Annotated in this window: 18 protein-coding genes and 1 pseudogene; 13 read left to right on the top strand and 6 right to left on the bottom strand. The window is 60.7% G+C overall.

Annotation, left to right across the window (positions count from 1 at the left end):
• The first annotated feature begins 40 nt into the window (after window positions 1-40).
• Window positions 41-790 (top strand): TerC family protein, encoded by a 750-nt coding sequence (locus FHX16_RS12885; RefSeq protein WP_183755897.1) that lies wholly within the window; start codon window positions 41-43, stop codon window positions 788-790.
• 31 nt (window positions 791-821) lie between these two features.
• On the opposite strand, the gene FHX16_RS12880 is transcribed toward FHX16_RS12885, so the two are convergent.
• Entirely contained in the window at window positions 822-1,754 is a 933-nt protein-coding gene (locus FHX16_RS12880) for a phytanoyl-CoA dioxygenase family protein (RefSeq protein WP_183862417.1), read from the bottom strand.
• Window positions 1,755-1,849: 95 nt separating this feature from the next.
• Here FHX16_RS12880 and FHX16_RS12875 point away from each other — a divergent pair, with 95 nt between their 5' ends.
• Window positions 1,850-2,677 (top strand): AraC family transcriptional regulator, encoded by an 828-nt coding sequence (locus tag FHX16_RS12875; protein WP_183862419.1) that lies wholly within the window; start codon window positions 1,850-1,852, stop codon window positions 2,675-2,677.
• 50 nt (window positions 2,678-2,727) lie between these two features.
• On the opposite strand, the gene FHX16_RS12870 is transcribed toward FHX16_RS12875, so the two are convergent.
• Together FHX16_RS12870 and FHX16_RS12865 are read right to left on the bottom strand one after the other, a co-directional pair.
• Window positions 2,728-4,296 carry a DHA2 family efflux MFS transporter permease subunit gene (locus tag FHX16_RS12870; RefSeq protein WP_183862421.1) on the bottom strand — a complete coding sequence of 523 codons (1,569 nt, stop codon included), beginning with the start codon at window positions 4,294-4,296 and terminating at the stop codon, window positions 2,728-2,730.
• Between the two features lie 24 nt (window positions 4,297-4,320).
• Window positions 4,321-5,520: an HlyD family secretion protein gene (locus FHX16_RS12865; protein WP_183862423.1), complete on the bottom strand. Its 1,200-nt coding sequence runs from the start codon at window positions 5,518-5,520 to the stop codon at window positions 4,321-4,323.
• Window positions 5,521-5,642: 122 nt separating this feature from the next.
• Between FHX16_RS12865 and FHX16_RS12860 the strand changes: the two genes are divergently transcribed.
• Complete coding sequence (locus FHX16_RS12860; protein WP_183862425.1) at window positions 5,643-6,299, top strand: TetR/AcrR family transcriptional regulator; 657 nt, start codon at window positions 5,643-5,645, stop codon at window positions 6,297-6,299.
• A 27-nt stretch (window positions 6,300-6,326) separates the two neighbouring features.
• Here FHX16_RS12860 and FHX16_RS12855 read toward each other — a convergent pair whose 3' ends face one another.
• The gene (locus FHX16_RS12855; protein WP_183755903.1) at window positions 6,327-6,875 is read right to left on the bottom strand and encodes a glutathione peroxidase; all 549 of its coding nucleotides are present in this window, start codon (window positions 6,873-6,875) and stop codon (window positions 6,327-6,329) included.
• 135 nt (window positions 6,876-7,010) lie between these two features.
• Between FHX16_RS12855 and FHX16_RS12850 the strand changes: the two genes are divergently transcribed.
• Window positions 7,011-7,772 (top strand): hypothetical protein, encoded by a 762-nt coding sequence (locus FHX16_RS12850; RefSeq protein WP_183755904.1) that lies wholly within the window; start codon window positions 7,011-7,013, stop codon window positions 7,770-7,772.
• Window positions 7,773-7,824: 52 nt separating this feature from the next.
• Here the strand turns inward: FHX16_RS12850 and FHX16_RS12845 are convergent, their stop codons facing one another.
• The gene (locus tag FHX16_RS12845) at window positions 7,825-8,859 is read right to left on the bottom strand and encodes an aldo/keto reductase (protein WP_183862429.1); all 1,035 of its coding nucleotides are present in this window, start codon (window positions 8,857-8,859) and stop codon (window positions 7,825-7,827) included.
• A gap of 114 nt (window positions 8,860-8,973) precedes the next feature.
• On the opposite strand from FHX16_RS12845, the gene FHX16_RS12840 reads away from it, so the two are divergent.
• The 4 genes from FHX16_RS12840 (at window position 8,974) to lysS (ending at window position 14,597) form a co-directional block, all read left to right on the top strand.
• Window positions 8,974-9,525, top strand: a complete 552-nt coding sequence (locus FHX16_RS12840) for a TetR/AcrR family transcriptional regulator (protein ID WP_183862431.1) — start codon at window positions 8,974-8,976, stop codon at window positions 9,523-9,525.
• 139 nt (window positions 9,526-9,664) lie between these two features.
• On the top strand, window positions 9,665-11,434 hold the full coding sequence (locus FHX16_RS12835; protein WP_183862433.1) for an SLC13 family permease: 1,770 nt from the start codon (window positions 9,665-9,667) through the stop codon (window positions 11,432-11,434).
• A gap of 192 nt (window positions 11,435-11,626) precedes the next feature.
• Window positions 11,627-13,084, top strand: a complete 1,458-nt coding sequence (gene gltX / locus FHX16_RS12830) for a glutamate--tRNA ligase (protein WP_183862435.1) — start codon at window positions 11,627-11,629, stop codon at window positions 13,082-13,084.
• Window positions 13,085-13,100: 16 nt separating this feature from the next.
• Window positions 13,101-14,597: a lysine--tRNA ligase gene (gene lysS / locus FHX16_RS12825; protein ID WP_259128608.1), complete on the top strand. Its 1,497-nt coding sequence runs from the start codon at window positions 13,101-13,103 to the stop codon at window positions 14,595-14,597.
• A gap of 64 nt (window positions 14,598-14,661) precedes the next feature.
• Here the strand turns inward: lysS and FHX16_RS12820 are convergent.
• Window positions 14,662-15,386 (bottom strand): annotated as a pseudogene (locus FHX16_RS12820) (hypothetical protein).
• Window positions 15,387-15,567: 181 nt separating this feature from the next.
• Between FHX16_RS12820 and FHX16_RS12815 the strand changes: the two are divergent.
• The 5 genes from FHX16_RS12815 to FHX16_RS12795 all read left to right on the top strand — a co-directional run bounded on the left by FHX16_RS12815 (window position 15,568) and on the right by FHX16_RS12795 (window position 20,732).
• Window positions 15,568-16,476, top strand: a complete 909-nt coding sequence (locus tag FHX16_RS12815) for a LysR family transcriptional regulator (protein ID WP_114714357.1) — start codon at window positions 15,568-15,570, stop codon at window positions 16,474-16,476.
• A 131-nt stretch (window positions 16,477-16,607) separates the two neighbouring features.
• The gene (locus tag FHX16_RS12810; protein ID WP_183862441.1) at window positions 16,608-17,768 is read left to right on the top strand and encodes an ABC transporter substrate-binding protein; all 1,161 of its coding nucleotides are present in this window, start codon (window positions 16,608-16,610) and stop codon (window positions 17,766-17,768) included.
• Between the two features lie 201 nt (window positions 17,769-17,969).
• The gene (locus FHX16_RS12805; RefSeq protein WP_183862443.1) at window positions 17,970-18,956 is read left to right on the top strand and encodes an ABC transporter ATP-binding protein; all 987 of its coding nucleotides are present in this window, start codon (window positions 17,970-17,972) and stop codon (window positions 18,954-18,956) included.
• Entirely contained in the window at window positions 18,953-19,927 is a 975-nt protein-coding gene (locus tag FHX16_RS12800) for an ABC transporter permease (RefSeq protein ID WP_183862444.1), read from the top strand. The genes FHX16_RS12805 and FHX16_RS12800 overlap by 4 nt, the downstream gene beginning before the upstream one ends.
• On the top strand, window positions 19,917-20,732 hold the full coding sequence (locus FHX16_RS12795; protein WP_183862446.1) for an ABC transporter permease: 816 nt from the start codon (window positions 19,917-19,919) through the stop codon (window positions 20,730-20,732). The genes FHX16_RS12800 and FHX16_RS12795 overlap by 11 nt, the downstream gene beginning before the upstream one ends.
• The last annotated feature ends 8 nt before the right edge of the window (window positions 20,733-20,740 follow it).

The raw sequence follows: 20,740 nt of genomic DNA, 5'->3' as shown, positions 1-20,740 counted from the left end.
TGCGAGCGTCAGATTCTGTGGCGCAAGGGGATAAACGCTGATGCAAGATATCATGATGCTCGTTCAGGACCCGGCCGCATGGGTGGCTCTCGTTACCCTCGTGGTGATGGAAGTGGTCCTCGGGATCGATAACCTCATCTTCATCTCGATTCTCACCAACAAGCTTCCGCCCGAACATCGCGAAAAAGCGCGCAAGGTCGGCATCGGCCTTGCCCTCATCATGCGTCTTGCTCTCCTCGGCACCATTGCCTGGATCGTCAAGCTGACGACGCCGATCTTCGAACTGTTTGGCCACGGCTTCTCCTGGAAGGACATCATCCTCATCGCTGGTGGTCTTTTCCTGCTATGGAAGGCGACGAAGGAAATCCATCACAACGTCGATCCGGCCGATCACAACGAAGATTTCATTGGCACTGCCGCGACGGCCGGCTTTACAGCCGCAATCGGCCAGATCCTGCTACTCGACCTCGTCTTCTCGGTCGACAGCATCATCACCGCCGTCGGCATGACGCCGCACCTGCCGATTATGGTCGTCGCCGTGATTGCCGCCGTGACCGTCATGCTGGTTGCCGCAACGCCGCTCGCGAACTTCATCGAGAGAAACCCGACCATCGTGATGCTGGCCCTCGCCTTCCTGATGATGATCGGCACGACCCTGATCGCCGAAGGCATGGGCTTCCATGTTCCGAAGGGTTACGTCTATGCCGCGATGGCCTTCTCCGCCTTGGTGGAAGTGCTCAACATCTTCGCCCGCAATGCTCGCCAGCGGAAAAAGCAAGGCAGTCACTAAAATGCTGAGGGCGCGGTTCTGGGGCCGCGCCCTACAGCATGTCCCCCAAACTCCAGTGGTTGCTCCAACGCGCGTCGATCTCGTCATCGACGTTCTGGTAGCGTATATCTGTCGACAGTCTGATCCGGTTCGAAGCACTCTGGTTGGTGGTCGAGGCATGGATCATGTACGGGCTGTGCAACACCACGTCTCCGGCCTCGTAGTCAGCGATCAGCCAGCGCGTGTCGAAGCGCTCCGCCATCTCGGGAAGGTCCTTTGAAACCCAGCCGCCCTCGGTCATGTTGCGATTGAAGGCGCTGATCCTCTCCTCGGCGGAGAGATCCTGGCTCTTCCTGGCGAACGCCTCCTCCATGCGCGCGCCGATGGCATGCGACCCCTCGAGGTAGACGAGGCCGCCCATATCGACCGGTGTATCGCCGATCGGAATCCAGGCCGTCACCAGCCGGCTCGTACCGCCGCGCAGATAGACGAGATCGTAGTGAGCAGGCGTGGCGGTCGTCGTGCCGGGCTGGGTGAAACGCATAATCTTCCGCTTATGCAAATAGGAAATCCCCGAGAGGAACTCGTCCATAAACTGCCCAAGCCGCCTCTGGGCACAAAAGCCCTCGAAAGCAACCGAACGCACGAGCGACATGAGGATGCGATCCACTTGGCTTTTGTCCGGCACCGCATTGGCGGACAGCCCCATCATCGGATCGGAGCCGGGCGCGATCAGCCCGCCACGCGCCAGATGCGCGAAAACCCAGCCGCGAAAGGCGTTGACGGCAGCGGGATCGAGAAACCGCTTCAACCAGACATAACCGTGTTCATGATACAGCCTGCGGATCGCCTCCACGCCGATCGACGGATCCGTCGGCTCCAGCGCCCCCAGCCGGTTCGGAACGGTCGAAAGGATCTTTCCGTTGGCGACTAGGTCGATTGCCGGCGCTTGAGTTGACCCGCGATCTAAGGCGAGACTTGACATTCCGATCACTCCCAAAGTGAGATAGAAACGCTGGAAATCTGAAGGTAACAAAAGAGGTTCGCCATGGACGAAAGGCGTTACTGGACTTTTCGCTCATGATGGACGGTCCGATTGCTCTCTACCGTTCCCCCTCTTCCGACCGGACGGCAATCGCGGTCGCGGGATTCGGACGCCAGCGTATCGGAACGCGTATCATCAACCGCCGCCTGCTCATGCATGCGGTCGTGTTGGTGGAAGCCGGACGCGGCACGCTGCAGACGGTGAAGGCCGGCATACAAGAGATCAATGGCCCGTCGCTCTTCTGGCTGCCCGCCGGCACATTGCATTCCTATGGTCCCGCCCAGAATGAAAGCTGGGAGGAGCGATGGGCGCTCTTCGAGGGGACATTGATGGCGGACCTGATCGGCCAGCGCCTAATTTCGATAACAGCGCCGCTCGTGCGCCTGCACAATGTTCGAGAGATGCAGCATCTCTTCGGCGCGCTGCACTCGGACTTCGCCGCAGGCGATCCGCTCGGCCTCGCATCGGCAGCGGCAACGCTTCACCGCATTGCCATCCAGGGCGCGCGCCAGGCAAACACGCGCAGGGACGATGGCGGGGAACTAAAGCTGGAATTGGTGATCGAAACCCTGCAACGTCGTGCATTCGAGCCGATCGATATGCATTCCCTAGCACAGGAATTCGGCGTGTCTCCGGCAACACTGCGACGTCGGTTCCACACCGCTCTCGGCCTGTCGCCGAAAGCGTTCCAGCTGCGCCTCCGCATCGACCGGGCGAAGCAGTTATTGGCAACATCCGATCTTTCGATCGAGGCGGTCTCGCACGCCATCGGCATTGACGACGCGTTCTATTTTTCGCGGCTGTTTCAGGATCGCGAACATTGTTCACCGAGCGAGTTTCGTCGCCAGCACCGCCGATTATAAAACGAGGGCCGGCTGACGCCGGCCCTCGCTCGCGATTTGACGAATGGCGGTCAGTGCGCGCCGGCGCCGCCGGCCTGCGTCTTCCGCGTGAAGAGCAAGGCGAACGCGGCGATCGCAAGCACTGCGCCGATGACGGCGAACGTGTCGCTGAAGCCGAGGATCAGCGCCTGGCGCTTGACGATCTGACCCAAGGCGACGATGGCCTTTTGGGTGGCGAGTGCCGGGTCCGAAACACCGTGCGCCAGAAAATAGTTCGTCGTCTGGGTGAGCCGGTCGCGAACCTCGTCACGGGCAAGCGTCACCGACTGACCGATGATGTTCGAATGGAACTGCTCGCGCTTCGTCAGGATCGTACCCAGCGAGGCAGTGCCGACGGCGCCGCCGAGGTTGCGCAGCATATTCGTCAGGCCCGAGGCAGCCGCAGCGTCCGCTGCAGCGATGCCGCCCGTGGTGATGGCGGTGACCGGCGTGATGACGAGTGCCTGACCCATGGCGCGCACGATGTTCGGGATCCAGAACTGGTCGCCTGCATTGTCGGGCGACAGCCAGATGTTCATGAAGCAACTGATGGAAAAGACGCTCACGCCGACGACGGCGAGCACACGGACGTCCACGCGCTTCATCATCCAGGGGATCAGAGGGATCAACATCAACTGCGGCAAACCGGTCCATGCGAGAACGTTGCCGATCTGCTCGGCGTTGTAACGCTGCACTTGGCCGAGATATTGCGGGACAATGTAGACGGAACCGAACAGGGCCACGCCGACCAGCACGTTGACGAAAACACCGATGCCGAAATTGCGCTGCTTCAGCAGGCGCAACTTCACCAGCGGCTTTTCGACCTTGAGCTCGATCCAGATGAAGGCTGCAAGGAAGACAAAGGCAACAATGCTCAGCTTGATGATGAAGGGCGAGGAGAACCAGTCGTCCTTGTTCCCTTCCTCGAGCACCGTCTGCAAGGCGGAAAGGCCGATTGCCATGGTGGCGATGCCCGCCCAGTCGCCTTCCTTCAGCAAATGCAACTGCATCGGTTGCTTCTGCAGCGTCAGAGCAAGGGCCACCGCCATGATGGCGCTCGGAAGGGTATTGATGAAGAAGATCGTCTGCCAGCCGTAGTTCTCTGTAAGGTATCCGCCGATCGTCGGCCCGATGGCAGGCGCGAAGGTCACGGACAGCGCAAAGAGCGCCAGGCCGAGCGGCTGCTGGCTCTTGGGCAGCTTGGTCAGAACCATGGTGAAAGCCATAGGGATCAGGACGCCGCCGGCGAACCCCTGGAGGCCGCGAAACAGGATCATCGTGCCAAGGTCGTGTGCGAACGCACAGGCCATTGAAAACAGCGGAAAGAGGATGGAATTGACGAGAATGTAGCGGCGAAACGAGAAGACGCTGCTGAAATAGGCCGTCAGCGGTATGACGACGATCTCGCCGATCAGATAGGAGGTGGAGATCCAGGCGCCGTTGTCGACGCCCGTTCCGATACCGCCCTCGATGTTGAGCAGCGAAGCATTGGTGATCTGAATGTTGAGAATTGCCATGAACGCGCCGATCATGCCGGCGCAAACGGCTATCCAATCCTTGGTGCTGGCTCGGGGCTGGGAGACTGCAATTGAAGTAGACATGACAAGATCCTCATCCCGCGCCTGTTACGCTCCATGAGCTGTATCGGCGGCCTTGGTGTCGATGCTTGGCTGCACCGACATGCCAGGGCGAAGATCGCCATTGGCAGTGTCTTTGCCATCGAGCACGATCTTGACTGGGATACGCTGCACGACCTTGGTGAAGTTGCCCGTAGCGTTGTCAGGTGGCAGCAGAGCGAATTCCTGGCCACTTGCCGGCGCGATACTGTCGACATGACCGCGATATGTTCGGCCCGGGAACGTATCGACTTCGATTTCGACCGGCTGGCCGGCATGCACGTCGGTCAGCTGTGTTTCCTTATAGTTCGCAATAATGTAGGCCGCGCTGACGGGAACGACCGACATCAGCTGTGTGCCTGCCTGAACGTATTGGCCGACGCGCAGGGTGCGGTTCCCGACGGTGCCATCGACCGGCGCGACGATCGTCGCGTAAGAGAGGTTGAGTTCGGCCCGATGCTCGATCGCCTGGCTTCGGGCCAGAGTGGCCTTTGCCTGCGCAAGCTCGGCGTTCAGAAGATCGACCTGCTTGACCGCGGCGTCGAGGGCGGCCGTATCGCGCACGATCGTCGCCTGAGTGGCGGCGATCTGCGACGCGGCCTGCTGGGCGGTCTGGACCGGGGCATAGCCGCTTGTGGCGAGGCTCGAATAGCGCTTGTTGTTCTGCTCGGCGAAAGTCTCGTTCGCCTTGTCAACCTCGACGGTGGCGCGGGCGGCGGCGATCGTCGATTGCTGGATCTCGAGGGCGGCCCGCTTCGCGCTCAATGTGGCCGTCGCGGCGGCAACGTCCGCCTTTGCCTGATCGAGCGCTGTGCGGAAATCGCGGTCGTCGATGCGTGCAAGCGGCTGACCAACCCTGACCGGTTCGTTGTCCCGCACAAGCACCTCGGCGAGATAGCCGGAGACCTTGGGGGCAATCGCGCTGGTGTCCGCCTTCACATAGGCGTCGTCTGTCGACACATGGAAACGGCCGACCGTCCAGTAATCGTGTCCGTAGTAAGCACCGGCGGCGACGATTGCGAGCGCAGCCGCACCGAGCAGCAACGACCGGCCCGGTCGGCGCTTGCGGGCTTGCTTGCCCTCAGAGGCGGCAACCGGCGCCGCCACTGGCAGCGGCTTGCCGGCTTCGAGGGTTTCCGGCGCTATCTCTGCCACCGTTTCGGTGGCTGGGGCGTTGTTGTTCAGAGCATGCAGCTTCTGGATGGTCATTGTTTTCTCCGGATCAGGGTCGCCGTGAGAGGAAGCTGCGGCCGTGATGCATAAAAGGAAAATTGACGTTTTCCAAAATATTCACTATAAAGTCGATGTCAACACGAATTTGGAAAATAGTGATGGTCCAAAATCACGAAATCGAGAGAAAGCCGCGTGGCAGACCGCAAATGCGCTGCGACGAGGACACCCGGAGCGTCATCATCGAGGCTGCAAGCCGGCAGTTTCATGAAAATGGATTCGCAACCGCCAGCATCGCGGCGATTGCCCAGGAAGCGGGCGTATCGACGAAGACGCTCTACCGCCTCTTTCCAACGAAGGCCGATCTTTTCTCGGACCTTATTTCCGATCGCATTGGCCGTTTTCTGCTGGCGCTCGACCCGACTACGCTTGCGGCAGCTGATCTACGCCAAGGGTTGGAGCGGATGCTGATGGCCTACGGCATGCTGACGCTCTCGGAAGATACGATCACCATGATACGGCTTGTGATCGGCGAGTCCGATCGCTTCCCGGAGATCGCGAATTCGTTCTACGAACGAGCCGTAGTCCGAACCAATACGCTGATGGAGGGATGGCTGCGCAGGCAGATCGAGCGCGGTGCGATCGCCCTCGAGGATCCGCATGCCGCATGCGGCATGTTGCGCGGGATGATGACCATGGAGCCGCAGCGCGCGACAATGCTGCGCCAGCGGCCCGCGCCTGGGATCGAAGAGATCGCCAACCGGGCAAAGATGTGCGCTGATCTGTTTCTGAACGGGGCGGCCGTCGTCCATGCATGACGGCCGCGCTTGCTGTTCGCTACAGCGTCAGGCCGACGCTGCCAGTTCCTTGTCGATCGCCAAGACCAGTCGCTGATCTTCCGCCGTGATATCAGGCGCAAACCGCGCCACGACCTTGCCATTGCGACCAATTAGAAACTTTTCAAAGTTCCAGAGGATATCGCTCTTGTCGCCGGTCTCGATCCCGTGAGTACGCAAGCGCTCCCGCATCGGGCCGTCCCCGACCGCGGTGCCGGCGGAAGTTGTCAGCAATTGATAGAGCGGGTGCTTGTCATCGCCCTTGACCGAGATCTTTGAGAAGATCGGAAACTTAACGTCATATGTGAGGGTGCAGAACTCAACGATCTCGGCATCCGTGCCCGGTTCCTGCCCCTTGAAATTGTTCGCTGGAAAGGCGGCGATCACGAAGCCGCGCTCGCGCTTGTCCTCATAGAGCTTCTCAAGTCCTTCGTACTGGACCGTCAGGCCACATTTGGAAGCGACATTGACGACCAGGATCACCTTGCCGCGGTGATCGTTCAGGGTCGTCTCGCGACCGTCAGCCAGCTTCACCGGTATGTTCAAAAGATCCGTCATTGCTATCTCCAGCATGAATTCCGCGGCGGAAGCTATACCCACCGGTGCATTTGTCCAGCCGTCCGATAGCGTCCACTGGCAAAATCAAACAAAACAGCTAGTTTGCCCCAAGAGCAGAGGAGGGCGCGACGAAAGATGGGGCTGGAATTGCTGGTGGCGGCCGCTGTTTTCGCTTTGCTCATGACAGCCTCGATCGGAACGATGCTGACCTACTCGAAGTTGCCGGTTCATCACCGCCAGGACGAGACCAATACGGTCGTCCGGCTCGTCGCCAACATCTTCGTCGTGATGACATCGCTCGTCTTTGGCCTGATGATCAACTCGTCAAAGAATACCTTCGGCGAGATCGACAAGAACGTTCACGCCTTCGCGACGCAGATCATTCTTCTCGACAGGACCTTGCGCACCTACGGCCTCGAAGCCACCGAAACCCGCAAGCGGCTGCAGAATTACGTCGAGAAAGCCCTCACCAATCCTGCACGTACGGCGCCGGATCCATTGGTCAAGAGTGACCGGACGACCGAATTTGCCCTCAATGCCGTCGGCGACGGTCTTTCGCTGATCAGGCCGTCCGACCCCGGACACGTTGCGCTGTGGAACGACGCCCGCCAGCAGTACCAGAGGATCGTGGAGCAGCGATGGGTCATCGTCGAACAGTCGGAAGGCGTCATTCCGAGGCCCCTCATTAGCATGCTGACAGCATGGCTGACGTTGATCTTTGCGAGCTTTGGCTATCGAGCGCCGAGAAACATCATCGTCGTGCTGATGTTCTCGATCTCGGCGCTGCTGATATCGCTGTCGATCTTCGTCGTGCTCGATATGGATATCCCATTCTCAGGCTGGATTCAGATCTCCGACACGCCTCTGCGCAGGGCGCTGGCCGAGCTGCAACAATAGCGGCTCCGAATCCCGTGCCGCCGCCACGAGACGGCACGACTCGCCTTCGGCGTCAGCGAACGGCAACCGTTGGCCAGTCAATGAAATCGGCCTTGGCCCCGGCAAGCGTATCGCGGCTGCGGGAGACCACGTCATGCGGGAAACCGAGCGGTATGGCGCTCGCTTCGTCGAGGCGCCGGACCTGTTCATCGGTTAGCTTTACATCAAGCGCTGCGAGGTTGTCCGACAGCTGCGCCGCCGTACGCGGTCCGATGATTGGCAGCGTGCCTTTGTGCAACACCCAGGCGATGGCAACCTGGCCGGCGGAGACGCCGGTCTCCTCGGCAATGGCAAGCACCGCGTCGACTGCTGCGGTCTTGCGGGCATCGCTTTCGGCATGAATAACGACGCCAAGTCCCTGCTTCCGGCCGGTTTCGCCCTTGCGGTACTTGCCGGTCAGCAGCCCGCCGCCGAGCGGCGACCAGCCGACAGTACCCAGACCAAAGGCGGCCGCCATCGGCAGAAGCTCGCGCTCGGACGTACGCTCGACAAGGCTGTATTCCAGTTGCAAGGCCGACAACGGCGCCCAACCGCGCAGCTCCGCAAGCGTCGCACCCGTCGCCACGCGCCAGGCCGGAAAGTCGGAGAGGCCAGCGTAGAGGATCTTGCCCGAGCGGACGAGATCGTCGAAGCCGCGCATGATTTCGTCGATCGGCGTCACCGCATCAGGCATATGGGCCCAGAGGAGATCGATGCGATCGGTGCCGAGCCGCTTCAGGCTCGCTTCGACTGATTGCACCATCGCCTTGCGGCTGTTCCCGGTAGCCTGCAGGCCGGCGCCATGACGATCCCCGAGCGAGAACTTCGTCGCGACGACGATGTCATCCCGGTCGCTGGCGATGAATTCGCCTAGCATCGTCTCAGACTGGCCGAATTGATACTGATCTGCCGTATCGACAAAGTTGCCACCCGCATTGCGGTAGCCATCAAACACGACTTTAGCCTCCTCACGGCTCGAGCCGTAGCCCCAGCCGGTTCCGAAGTTGCCCGTGCCGAGTGCCAGGCTGGAGACGCGAAGGCCGGTCCGGCCGAAGATCCTGTATCGCATTGTCATCGTCCTCTTTCGTTGGTCATCACTTTTTAAATTACGGTCGTCATTCATTTGCAATGAAATGACGAACGTCATATAATTTGTCAAGAGCAAATCAGGAGAGGCCAAAAAATGCGCCCAACCAAGGAACAGGCAGACCAAAACCGCAAGCGGATCATCGACGCGGCCGGAAGGCTGTTTCGCGAAAAGGGAATCCATGCGGTCGGCGTCGATGAGGTTATGAAAAGCGCCGGACTTACGCATGGCGGCTTTTATGGTCATTTCAAATCGAAGGGCGACCTCGCGGCCGAAGCTTTGAGCTACGCCATGGATGAAAGCCTGAGATCGGAGGAGGATTTTCCCTCGGTCGCGGCGTTGGCCGAGACCTACCTCTCCAAAGCGCATCGAGACGAAGCCGAAAATGGCTGCACAGTGGCCTCCCTCGGCCCGGAACTTGCGCGTCTGCCAAGCGGAAAGCGTGGCGTGATCGCCAGTTATGTTAGGAAGCGCATAGATCAGATGGAGACATTGCAGGAAAAGACCGGCGACCAAGCCGATCGCGGCAAAGCGATTGCCGATCTTGCAAGTCTCGTAGGCGCCCTTGTCATGGCGCGCGCGGTCGATGACGAGGCTCTCTCTAACGAAATTCTCGCGGAAACCATCCGCATCGTCGGTAACGGCTGAGATCGTTATCCCCATCCCGATCGCTGACGTCTGTCCGAGCTTTTGCGCACCGCCGGGGATTGAATAGCCGACGGCGCGGTACAGTTATGACTTCACGGCAGGAGGTTCTCTGCTGCCGAGTTTCAGTTTTCGGAAGAGCATGACGACCCAACAGATACTCGCCTTCGGCGTCATCGGCCTGATGATGGCGGTCTTCATCTGGGACCGGTTTCGCTATGATCTGGTTGCATGTTGCGCTTTGGTGCTGGCCATCTGTGTCGGCATTGTGCCTTTCGACAAGGCATTTTCCGGCTTCAGCGACGATATTGTCATCATCGTCGGCAGTGCGCTCGTGGTCAGTGCCGGTGTGGCGCGTTCGGGCATCGTCGACAGCACGATCAAGCGCTTGTTCCCCAACCTGACCAAGCCACACGCGCAGCTCGCCTTGCTGCTCATCGTCGTTGCGGTTCTATCGGCCTTCATCAAGAATATCGGCGCGCTGGCGATCATGATCCCGGTCGCCTTCCAGTTTGCCCGAAAGAGCGGGAGGTCGCCGTCGCTCTACCTGATGCCGATGAGCTTTGCCGCGCTTCTCGGCGGGTTGATGACGCAGATCGGCACCTCACCGAACATCGTGGTCTCGCGACTTCGCGGCGAAATCACCGGAACACCCTTCACGATGTTTGACTTCACACCCGTCGGCGCGACGCTTGCTCTGGTCGGTATCGTCTTCTTGATCTTTTGCCACTGGCTCGTTCCCGAGCGACAGAACGAGAACCCATCGCTTGAGGAAGCGTTGGATTTGAAGAACTATTTCTCCGAAGCAACGGTGGTCGAAGGCTCCGGCTTCGAAGGCAAGAAGCTTAACGAAATCCTGCAGCTCGGAGATGGCGAAGTGGTCGCAACCGCGATCCTTCGCGGGCATTCGCGCCTCTCGCCATTCCCCGATATTCTCCTGAAGCCAGGCGACACGATCCTGCTGGAGGGGCGTCCTGAAGCCTTGGACCGCGTCGTTTCCAACGCCAAGCTCAAGCTTTCAGGCAAGCCGATCCCCGAGGCAAAGACGGAAGGTGACGTGACTTCGATCGAAGCAGTGGTCTCCTCCGAGTCCATGCTGATCGGCTGGTCCGCGCGCCAGCTCTCGCTCTGGAACCGCCGGCGCATCAACCTGCTTGCGGTCAGCCGACACGGCCACCGGCTGACGGAACGGCTGAGCGAAGTCACGCTGCGCGCCGGCGACGTTCTTGTGTTGCAGGGCAGCCGTCGAAACCTGCCGGCCTTCCTGCAGGAATTCTCCTGTCTTCCGTTGGCGCAGCGCGAGATCATGCTTGGGACGCCACGCAGGGCCTACGTGCCGCTGCTGATCCTCGGGATTGCCATGGCAGTGACGGCGGCCGGAATGGTTCCGGTTTCGGTCGCCTTCTTCTGCGCGGCGCTGGCGATGGTGGTTTTCCGGGCAGTCCCTCTCGCCGAGGTCTACAAGGCGGTGGACGGCCCGATCCTCATCATGCTTGCCGCCCTGATCCCCGTCTCCGACACATTGCGAACGACCGGCGGCAGTGATCTGATTGCCGGGTGGCTTGGCCATTTTGCGGCCCAGATGCCGCCCTTCGGCGCATTGGCGCTGATCGTCATTACCGCCATGGCGGTGACCCCGTTCCTCAACAACGCCGCAACTGTCCTGGTCATGGCGCCGATAGCGGCGAGCTTTGCCCACACCCTCGGCTATAGACCGGAAGCCTTCCTGATGGGGGTCGCCATCGGGGCCGGCTGCGATTTCCTGACGCCGATCGGCCACCAATGCAACACGCTGGTCTTCGGTCCCGGCGGCTATCGTTTCAGCGACTACCCCCGCCTCGGCCTGCCGCTGTCCTTCATCATCGTCCTCGTCAGCGTACCGGTTCTTCTGTACGTCTGGCCGGTTCGTTGACCCAACTGCCCATTTTCCTTGACGCGCGCGGTCGAATATGGCCTTAAGGCCAGCCAAATGGGCAATCGGCGGATGAACGGGGGCAGTGCCCTTTTCCGGCCGGTTTCCTGATCCAGTTATCTGCATTCTTTCCGGCCGAACGTCGCTTTCTCAGGAAAAGCCGTCCGGCATTCATTTGACGGGCACATAAAAATGACAGCTTCCGGCGTCCGCGTCCGCATTGCTCCCTCGCCGACCGGCGAGCCGCATGTTGGCACTGCTTACATCGCACTCTTCAACTATCTTTTCGCCAAGAAGAACGGCGGCGAGTTCATCCTGCGCATCGAAGACACCGATGCTACGCGCTCGACACCGGAATTCGAGACGAAAGTGTTGGACGCGCTGAAATGGTGCGGCCTTGAATGGAAGGAAGGTCCCGACATCGGCGGCCCCTACGGCCCCTACCGTCAGTCCGACCGCAAGGACATCTACACGCCCTACGGCCAGGAACTGCTCGACAAGGGCCATGCCTTCCGCTGTTTCTGCACGCCCGAGCGTCTTGAAAAGATGCGCGAAGAGCAGCGCGCCGCCGGCAAGGCGCCGAAGTATGACGGTCTTTGCCTGAAATACTCCGCCGAAGAGGTCAGCGCCAAGATGGCCGCTGGCGAGGGCTCGGTCATCCGCATGAAGATCCCGACCGAGGGCTCCTGCGACTTCACCGACGGCGTCTATGGCGATGTCAGCATTCCGTGGGATTCGGTCGACATGCAGGTCCTGATCAAGGGCGACGGCATGCCGACCTATCACATGGCGAATGTCATCGACGACCATCTGATGAAGATCACCCATGTCGCCCGCGGCGAAGAGTGGTTGGCTTCGGTACCGAAGCACATCCTGCTTTACCGCTATTTCGGTTGGGAACAGCCGGTGTTCATGCATCTTTCTCTGATGCGCAATGCCGACAAGTCGAAGCTCTCGAAGCGCAAGAACCCGACGTCGATCTCCTATTACTCCGCTCTCGGCTACATTCCGGAAGCGCTGATGAACTTCCTCGGCCTGTTCTTCGTGCAGATCGCCGAAGGCGAAGAACTGCTTGATATGGACGAGCTCTCCGAGAAGTTCGATCCTGAGAACCTTTCCAAGGCCGGCGCGATCTTCGACATCCAGAAGCTCGACTGGCTGAACGGTCGTTGGATCCGCGAGAAACTGTCGGAAGAAGAATTCCAGGCCCGCGTGCTCGACTGGGCGATGGAGAACGATCGTCTGAAGGCCGGCCTGCGCCTGTCGCAGTCGCGTATCTCCAAGCTTGGCGAACTGCCTGATCTCGCGGGCTTCCTGCTGAAGTCCGATCTCGGTGTCGACCCCTCGGCTTTCGCCAAGATCAAGTCGCCGCCGGAAGAGATCCTCGAGATCCTCAACACCGTGCAGCCGGATCTCGAAAAGATCCTGGAATGGAACGTCGAAACAATCGAAGCCGAACTGCGCGCGATTGCCGATCGCATGGGCAAGAAGCTGAAGGTCATCGTGGCCCCGCTCTTCGTTGCCGTATCAGGCTCGTCGCGCTCGCTGCCGCTGTTCGACTCCATGGCGATCCTCGGTCGCTCCGTCGTGCGCCAGAGGCTGAAACTGGCCTCTCAGGCAGTCGCCTCCCTCGTCGGCCCGAAGAACTGAACCGGACGTTTGCATCATGACCGAAAAGACTGAAACAGCGACCCTGTCCTCCGACGCAACAGAAGTCCGCGCCCAGAAGCTGAAGCTGCTGCGCGAACAGATCGGCGACGTCTATCCGGCGCATTTCCACCGGACGATCACGAATGCCGAACTGGCGGAGAAGTACAAGGATCTCGAAGCTGACGTTGAAACGCAGGATGTCGTGACCGTTGCCGGTCGCGTCTATTCCTCGCGCAATTCAGGCATGTTCATGGATATCCATGACGCCGGCGGCAAGATCCAGATCTTCAGCCACAAGGACGTGACGCCGGAAGAAGCCCGCAACATGCTCGGCATGATCGATATCGGCGACATCATTGGTGTAACAGGCACCGTGCGTCGCACCAAGCGCGGCGAGCTGTCGATCAACGCCCGCGAAATCACCATGCTGACCAAGTCGCTGCTCCCCATGCCGGAGAAGTGGCATGGCGTTTCCGACATCGAGATCCGCTATCGCAAGCGTCACCTCGACATCATGACCAACGAGGAATCGAAGCTCCGCTTCCAGCAGCGTTCGAAGATCGTTTCCGGCATCCGCCGCTTCATGGAAAACGACGGCTTCATGGAAGTCGAAACGCCAATGCTGCATTCGGTCTACGGCGGCGCCACGGCAGACCCATTCAAGACGCACCACAACACGCTGAAGCAGGATATGTATCTGCGCATCGCTCCGGAATTGTTCCTGAAGCGCACGCTGGTCTCCGGCCTCACCGACAAGGTGTTCGAGATCAACCGCAACTTCCGCAACGAAGGCGTCTCGACACGGCACAATCCTGAATTCACGATGATGGAGTGCTATTGGGCCTATGCCGACTACGAGGACATCATGGACCTCGTGGAGCGGATGTTCGAAAGCATCGCGCTGTCGATCCACGGCACGACGGACTTCCCCTTCGGCGACAAGACGATCTCCTTCAAGGGTCCGTTCAAGCGCGTGCCGATGCCCGATGCCGTCAAGGAAGTGACCGGTCTCGACTTCCTCGCCATGAAGACGGATGAGGAAGCCCGTTCAGCCGCCAAGGCTGCCGGCTTCGCGGTCGAGAAGGACTGGACCTGGGGCGAATGCCTTGCCTTCATCTTCGAAGAGAAGGTCGAAGCGACGCTCATCCAGCCGAGCCACGTCACCCATTTCCCGAAGGACATCTCGCCCTTCGCCAAGGAAGTACCGGGCGAGCCGCGCCTCGTCGAGCGCTTCGAGACCTATTGCAACGCCTGGGAACTCGGCAACGCCTTCTCGGAGCTCAACGATCCGGAAGAACAGCGCCGCCGCATGGTCGAGCAGCTGGAGCAGGCGCATGCCCGCGGCGAAAAGGAAAAGCAGCTGGACGACGAATTCCTCGATGCGATCGACCAGGGCATGCCGCCCGCAGGTGGCCTCGGCATCGGCGTTGACCGCCTGATCATGCTGCTCACCAACGCCCCGTCGATTCGCGACGTCATCCTCTTCCCGGCTCGCCGCAGCAAGGCTGACTGAGCCGGTTTATGCGGAATAGACAAAGGCGGCAGCCCCGGGCTTGCCGCCTTTTTGTTGAAGTCTGTTAGTGGCCGGCAGCAGGCGCGGCTTCCGCCGCGGCGGGTTCTTCGGCCGGCGCGGAACCATGCTCACCGCCTTCCGCCGGTTTCTCTTCCTTCGCCTCGCCGTTTTTTCCGCCCTTCTTGCCCTCGCCTTCCCCGCCCTTCGTGGCAGCAACGGCGATCGGATCGATACAGTCCGTATAGTCCCTGAAGGACGCATTCATCGCGGTGATCTCGTCCTCCGGCAGATCGACGCGCTCGCCGAAGAAGAGTCCATTCGCGGCAGCCTTTCCATCGTAGTAGCGCGCGGTATAGGTCTTGGCGTCCGCGCTTTCGAGCACGGAATCGGGATGCGGGATATAGACGACGTCGGCGCCGATCGCCCGACCGCGAATGTCCGAGCGCAACGTCGGTCCGTTAGTATCGAGAACCACGACCTGCACGAGATCGGGTTTCTGCGCATCGTAAATCGCTTTTGCCACGCGAAGCGCAGTCTTGACCCGCATCATGCCGTCGGTCGGTTCGGTCTTGATATACTTGCGGATCCAGACGCGGTTCTGCTTCTTGATGGTAACGAGATTGACGTCGGTGCAGGTCAGCCCATGCTTGCTTCGACGGAGGGACCGAGGATATTGTCCTTGCCGATATAAACAGCGGCACCGCCGGAGACGCCCCCAAGGAGAGCGACGCCAGCGATGATAAACACCAATTTCCGGGAAGGCCGGAAGATGCGCAGTAAGGCCCTCACGCCAACTGCTCCGCCATTAACAAGCTCCAACGCAATACGAGTGGCTTCGACGCTAGAGAAATGACGTTTCCGAATACTTAAACGCGACCTCCAAGTTTGCGTCAGTATGGGATTAGTACCAAAAAAGGTCCAAGCTTTCCCGATGCTTGCCAACGTCCTCGCGGCCATGCTCTAACGGCGCATGGCCTTCACGCTTCGCCAGATCCAGTATTTCGTCGCCGTCGCCGAACAAGGCTCCGTAACGCGTGCCGCGCAGAACCTTTCGATCTCGCAATCCTCGGTTACGGAGGCGTTGAAGGAACTGGAAACCGACCTTGGGGTCGAGCTCTTCGAGCGCCATCCGCGCGGCCTGACGATCACTCACAACGGCCATCAGTTCCTGCGGCATGCGACCAAGATCCTCGCAAGCGTCTCTGATGCGCGCACCAGCTTCTCTGGCAAGCAGAACGAGCTTTCAGGCACGCTCAACATCGGCGTCACTTCGCTCGTTGCCGGCTACGTGCTCTCAGACCTGTTGGCCCGCTATCGCCGCGCCTGCCCGGGCGTCGAAGTCAGCGCCATCGAGGACAATGGCGGCTATCTCGAACATCTGCTGGTCGGCGGCGAGCTCGATGTGGCTGTCATGGTCATTTCCAACCTGCGTGACCGCATGGCCCTGCAGGCCGAAATCCTGGAAACGTCGCCTTATCGGTTGTGGCTGCCCATGGGCCATCCTCTCGTTTCCGCGGACATCATTTCCGTCGCCGACATTGCCCGCGAACCGCTGATTATGCTGACCGTCGACGAAATCGAGGAAAACACCGGCAAACTGCTGTCGGCGCTCGGTGCCCGTCCGCATGTTGCCTTCCGCACGCGCTCGGTGGAAGCAGTTCGCAGCCTGGTCGCGACGGGCGCCGGGGTGGCACTGTTGCCTGATCTCGTCTATCGCCCCTGGTCGCTCGAAGGCGATCGAATCGAGAGCCGCGACGTGTCCGGCTCGCTGCCAGTCGTGCAGGTCGGCATGGTCTGGCGCAAGGGGTCGAGCCTGCCGCAAGCGGCGCGCGATTTCGTCGGCATAGCCGAAGCGCTGCGGTCCGGTCGGCCGCGTTGACGATTGGTCGCGATATCGGAAATTCCGATATCGGCTTTCTGATAAATGAATTTGCGAAACCGGAGAATTCGGCGCACTTTTCTAACCGGGAACATAACGCCACGAAAAGTGGCAAAACCGGGAGACATCAGATGAAATATCTTCTGAAATCGTGCACGGCTGCCGTCGCGAGCCTGAGCTTCGTGACGCAGGTCGCGGCCGCCGAACCGCTGAAGGCACTGGGCAAGGGCGAAGGTGCGGTCAGCATCGTCGCTTGGGCGGGCTACATAGAACGCGGCGAAAGCGACAAGAGCTACGACTGGGTCACCAGCTTCGAGAAGGAAACCGGCTGCAAGGTCTCCGTCAAGACGGCCGCGACCTCGGACGAAATGGTCTCGCTGATGAACGAAGGCGGGTTCGACCTCGTCACCGCCTCCGGCGATGCATCGCTTCGGCTGATCGCCGGCAAGCGGGTCCAGCCGATCAACACCGATCTGATCCCGAGCTTCAAGAACGTCGACCCCCGCCTGCAGAAGGGCCCTTGGTACACCGTCAAGGACGTCCACTACGGCGTTCCCTATCTCTGGGGACCGAACGTGCTGATGTACAACACCGACGCCTTCAAGGGTAAGGCACCGACCAGCTGGAAGGTCGTGTTCGAGGAAGAAACGCTTCCGGACGGCAAATCCAACAAGGGGCGCATCCAGGCCTATGACGGCCCGATCTATATCGCCGATGCCGCCCTTTACCTGATGGCCCACAAGCCTGAACTCGGCATCAAAGATCCCTACGAGCTGAACGAAGATCAGTACAAGGCTGCGATCGAGCTGTTGCGCGGCCAGCGCAAGCTCGTTTCGCGCTACTGGCACGACGCGATGATCCAGATCGACGACTTCAAGAACGAAGGCGTCGTCGCCTCCGGCTCCTGGCCGTTCCAGGTCAACCTGATGCAGGCCGACAAGCAGAAGATCGCCTCGACTTTCCCGGAAGAAGGGGCGACCGGCTGGGCTGACACGACCATGCTGCACGTCGACAGCGAGCATCCGAACTGCGCCTACATGTGGATGGAGCATTCGCTGCAGGCCAAGGTCCAGGGCGACGCCGCTGCCTGGTTCGGCGCCGTGCCGTCGGTTCCCGCCGCCTGCAAGGGCAACGAACTGCTGACCGACGAAGGTTGCGCAACCAACGGCTACGACCACTTCGACAAGATCAAGTTCTGGAGAACGCCGACTGCGAAGTGCACGACGCAGAATGAGTGCGTACCCTATCACCGTTGGGTCTCTGACTACATCGGCGTAATCGGCGGACGATAACTTCATCCGCAACCTCGTCTTCTCCTCACTCGGGGAGAGACGCCCTGCGAGGGCAGACGAGGGGACAACCGAACAAAAGAGCGGACGTCAGCGCGGGGGCGCGATGACGGAACGCCGGGTTGCCCCCTCGTTAGAGCCTTTTGGGCCACCTTCTTCCCACTGCGAAGAAGTCAAAACAAACACGACATTCCGGAGCTTACCATGACCCCCGCCGTCCGTTTCCAAAAGGTCTCGCGCCATTTTGGCCAGGTCCGCGCCGTCGATGGCGTCGATCTCGAAATTGCGCCGGGCGAATTCTTCGCCATGCTTGGCCCATCCGGTTCCGGCAAAACCACTTGCCTGCGCCTGATCGCCGGCTTCGAACAGCCGACGGGCGGCCACATCGAAATCTTTGGCGAAACGGCCGAGGGCATTCCGCCCTATCGCCGCAACGTCAACACCGTCTTCCAGGACTACGCGCTGTTCCCGCACCTCAATATCCTCGACAATGTCGCCTACGGCCTGATGGTCAAGGGCGTCGGTAAGGCCGAACGCACCAAAGCCGCCGAACAGGCGCTGGAGCTGGTGAAGCTTCCCGGCTATGGCGCACGCAAGCCCGGTCAACTGTCCGGTGGCCAGCGGCAACGCGTTGCGCTCGCCCGCGCTCTTGTCAACAAGCCGAAGGTGCTCCTCCTCGACGAACCGCTAGGCGCGCTCGACCTGAAGCTGCGCGAGCAGATGCAGGAGGAGCTGAAGAGCCTGCAGCGTGCGCTCGGCATCACCTTCATCTTCGTCACCCACGATCAGGGTGAGGCGCTGTCGATGGCCGACCGCGTCGCCGTCTTTAACAATGGAGGCATCGTCCAGGAGGGCACGCCGCACGATATCTATCGCCGCCCGAAAACTCGTTTCGTCGCCGATTTTGTCGGCTCCTCCAATGTCATTGCGCCCGACCTGATGACCGCGCTCGGCGGCGAAAAACGCTGGGCGAGCCTCCGTCCCGAAGCGATCCATGTCGCGGACGAAGGTGTCGAGGCGCGCGTCGAAAATGCAAGCTTCCTGGGGGCCGCAACCCGTCTGACGGTCGCCGCCAAAGGCACGCGCCTGCACGTGATGCTGCCCGCCGGCGCCAACGTGCCTGATGTCGGCGCGAACGTCCGCCTCGCCTGGCAGCGGGTCGACGTGCACTACATGGATAACGCAGCATGACCGCCATTGCACTGACGAAGCCGGCCGAACTGCGCGAAACCTCGATCCTACCCGGTCGCGGCGGTTTCTTCGGCGGGCTGTCCGACGCCTTCTGGCGGCACCCGAAGCTGCTGCTTTTCTTGATGCTCACGCCGCCCCTGCTGTGGCTCGGCATCATCTATATCGGCTCGCTGATTGCGCTGCTCCTGCAGAGCTTCTTCTCGATCGACGATTTCTCCGGCCTGGTGAACTATGAGTTCACGCTGGCGACTTACGCGCAGCTCCTCAGCCCGACGAATTTCGACATCATCATCCGCACGATCATCATGGCGGCGCTGGTGACGCTGGCCTCAGCCGTCGTCGCCTTTCCGATCGCCTATTATGCAGCCCGCTATGCGCAGGGCAAATGGAAGGCGCTGTTCTATCTCGGTGTGATGCTGCCGCTCTGGTCCAGCTATCTCGTGAAGATCTACGCCTGGAAACTCATCCTCGCGAAGGAAGGCATCCTGACCTGGATCTTCGACAAGCTGTATCTGTCCTGGCTGCTCGACGGCGTCCTCAACCTTCCTGTGGTCGGCGGCAATTCGCTGTCGGTCAGCTATCTCGGCACATTTCTCGTCTTCGTCTATGTCTGGCTGCCCTACATGATCCTGCCGACACAGGCTGCACTCGAACGCGTGCCCGGCAACCTCATCGAGGCCTCGTCCGATCTCGGCGCCACCCCGAGCCAGACCTTCCGCACGGTGCTGTTCCCGCTGGCGTTGCCCGGCATCGTCGCCGGCTCGATCTTCACCTTCTCGCTGACACTAGGCGACTACATCATTCCGCAGATCATCGGCTCGTCGCGTCTCTTCATCGGCCAGGCGGTCTATGCGCAACAAGGCACGGCTGGCAACGTCCCGCTCGCCGCCGCCTTCTCCGTCGTCCCAATCGTCATCATGGCCATCTATCTCTGGCTAGCCAAGAAACAGGGGGCCTTCGATGCGCTCTGACCGCTCACAGCGTTCGCCGCTGCTCCTGAAGATCGCCGCCGGCGGCGGCCTGCTCTTCCTGCACCTGCCGATCCTCCTGATCTTCGTCTACGCCTTCACGACAGAAGAGAAGAGCTATCAATGGCCGCCACCGGGCCTGACGACGCAGTGGTTCGGGATCGCCTGGAACCGCCCGGATGTCTGGGCAGCGCTCGGACTGTCGGTGCAGGTCGCGGTGATCGCCACATCGATCGCGCTGGTGCTCGGCACGCTTTGCGCCGCCGCTGTCAGCCAGACGAAGTTCTTTGGCCGTGAAGCGATCTCGCTGCTGGTCATCCTGCCGATCGCGCTCCCCGGTATCATCACCGGCATTGCGCTGCGCTCCGCCTTCAGCCTGTTCGACATCCCGTTCTCGGTCTGGACGATCGTGCTTGGCCACGCGACCTTCTGCGTCGTCGTCGTCTACAACAACGCCGTCGCCCGCTTCCGCCGCACCTCGGGATCCCTGATCGAAGCGTCGATGGATCTTGGTGCCGATGGCTTCCAGACCTTCCGGCACGTCATCCTTCCGAACATTGGCACGGCGCTTCTGGCCGGCGGTATGCTCGCCTTCGCGCTGTCCTTCGACGAGGTCATCGTCACCACCTTCACCGGCGGCCAGCAATCGACGCTGCCGATCTGGATGCTCGAGGAACTCATCCGCCCGCGCCAGCGCCCTGTTACCAACGTGGTCGCGATGGTCGTCGTGCTCGTCACCTTCCTGCCGATCCTGGCAGCCTACTACCTCACTCGCGACGGCGACCAGGTCGCCGGAGCCGGCAAATAAACAGGAAG

The organism is Rhizobium sp. BK661 (assembly GCF_024808825.1).
In the GTDB taxonomy this organism is placed as follows: domain Bacteria; phylum Pseudomonadota; class Alphaproteobacteria; order Rhizobiales; family Rhizobiaceae; genus Rhizobium.
The sequence above is the reverse complement of the archived record's forward strand: the minus strand, read 5'-3'. Positions and strand labels throughout refer to the sequence as shown.

What these genes read in the sequence shown, in the direction of transcription:
- FHX16_RS12885 (WP_183755897.1), top strand. Translation starts at nt 41, where the DNA reads ATGCAAGATATCATGATGCTCGTTCAGGACCCGGCCGCATGGGTGGCT.
- FHX16_RS12880 (WP_183862417.1), bottom strand. Translation starts at nt 1,754, where the DNA reads ATGTCAAGTCTCGCCTTAGATCGCGGGTCAACTCAAGCGCCGGCAATC.
- FHX16_RS12875 (WP_183862419.1), top strand. Translation starts at nt 1,850, where the DNA reads ATGATGGACGGTCCGATTGCTCTCTACCGTTCCCCCTCTTCCGACCGG.
- FHX16_RS12870 (WP_183862421.1), bottom strand. Translation starts at nt 4,296, where the DNA reads ATGTCTACTTCAATTGCAGTCTCCCAGCCCCGAGCCAGCACCAAGGAT.
- FHX16_RS12865 (WP_183862423.1), bottom strand. Translation starts at nt 5,520, where the DNA reads ATGACCATCCAGAAGCTGCATGCTCTGAACAACAACGCCCCAGCCACC.
- FHX16_RS12860 (WP_183862425.1), top strand. Translation starts at nt 5,643, where the DNA reads ATGGTCCAAAATCACGAAATCGAGAGAAAGCCGCGTGGCAGACCGCAA.
- FHX16_RS12855 (WP_183755903.1), bottom strand. Translation starts at nt 6,875, where the DNA reads ATGACGGATCTTTTGAACATACCGGTGAAGCTGGCTGACGGTCGCGAG.
- FHX16_RS12850 (WP_183755904.1), top strand. Translation starts at nt 7,011, where the DNA reads ATGGGGCTGGAATTGCTGGTGGCGGCCGCTGTTTTCGCTTTGCTCATG.
- FHX16_RS12845 (WP_183862429.1), bottom strand. Translation starts at nt 8,859, where the DNA reads ATGCGATACAGGATCTTCGGCCGGACCGGCCTTCGCGTCTCCAGCCTG.
- FHX16_RS12840 (WP_183862431.1), top strand. Translation starts at nt 8,974, where the DNA reads ATGCGCCCAACCAAGGAACAGGCAGACCAAAACCGCAAGCGGATCATC.
- FHX16_RS12835 (WP_183862433.1), top strand. Translation starts at nt 9,665, where the DNA reads ATGACGACCCAACAGATACTCGCCTTCGGCGTCATCGGCCTGATGATG.
- gltX (WP_183862435.1), top strand. Translation starts at nt 11,627, where the DNA reads ATGACAGCTTCCGGCGTCCGCGTCCGCATTGCTCCCTCGCCGACCGGC.
- lysS (WP_259128608.1), top strand. Translation starts at nt 13,101, where the DNA reads ATGACCGAAAAGACTGAAACAGCGACCCTGTCCTCCGACGCAACAGAA.
- FHX16_RS12815 (WP_114714357.1), top strand. Translation starts at nt 15,568, where the DNA reads ATGGCCTTCACGCTTCGCCAGATCCAGTATTTCGTCGCCGTCGCCGAA.
- FHX16_RS12810 (WP_183862441.1), top strand. Translation starts at nt 16,608, where the DNA reads ATGAAATATCTTCTGAAATCGTGCACGGCTGCCGTCGCGAGCCTGAGC.
- FHX16_RS12805 (WP_183862443.1), top strand. Translation starts at nt 17,970, where the DNA reads ATGACCCCCGCCGTCCGTTTCCAAAAGGTCTCGCGCCATTTTGGCCAG.
- FHX16_RS12800 (WP_183862444.1), top strand. Translation starts at nt 18,953, where the DNA reads ATGACCGCCATTGCACTGACGAAGCCGGCCGAACTGCGCGAAACCTCG.
- FHX16_RS12795 (WP_183862446.1), top strand. Translation starts at nt 19,917, where the DNA reads ATGCGCTCTGACCGCTCACAGCGTTCGCCGCTGCTCCTGAAGATCGCC.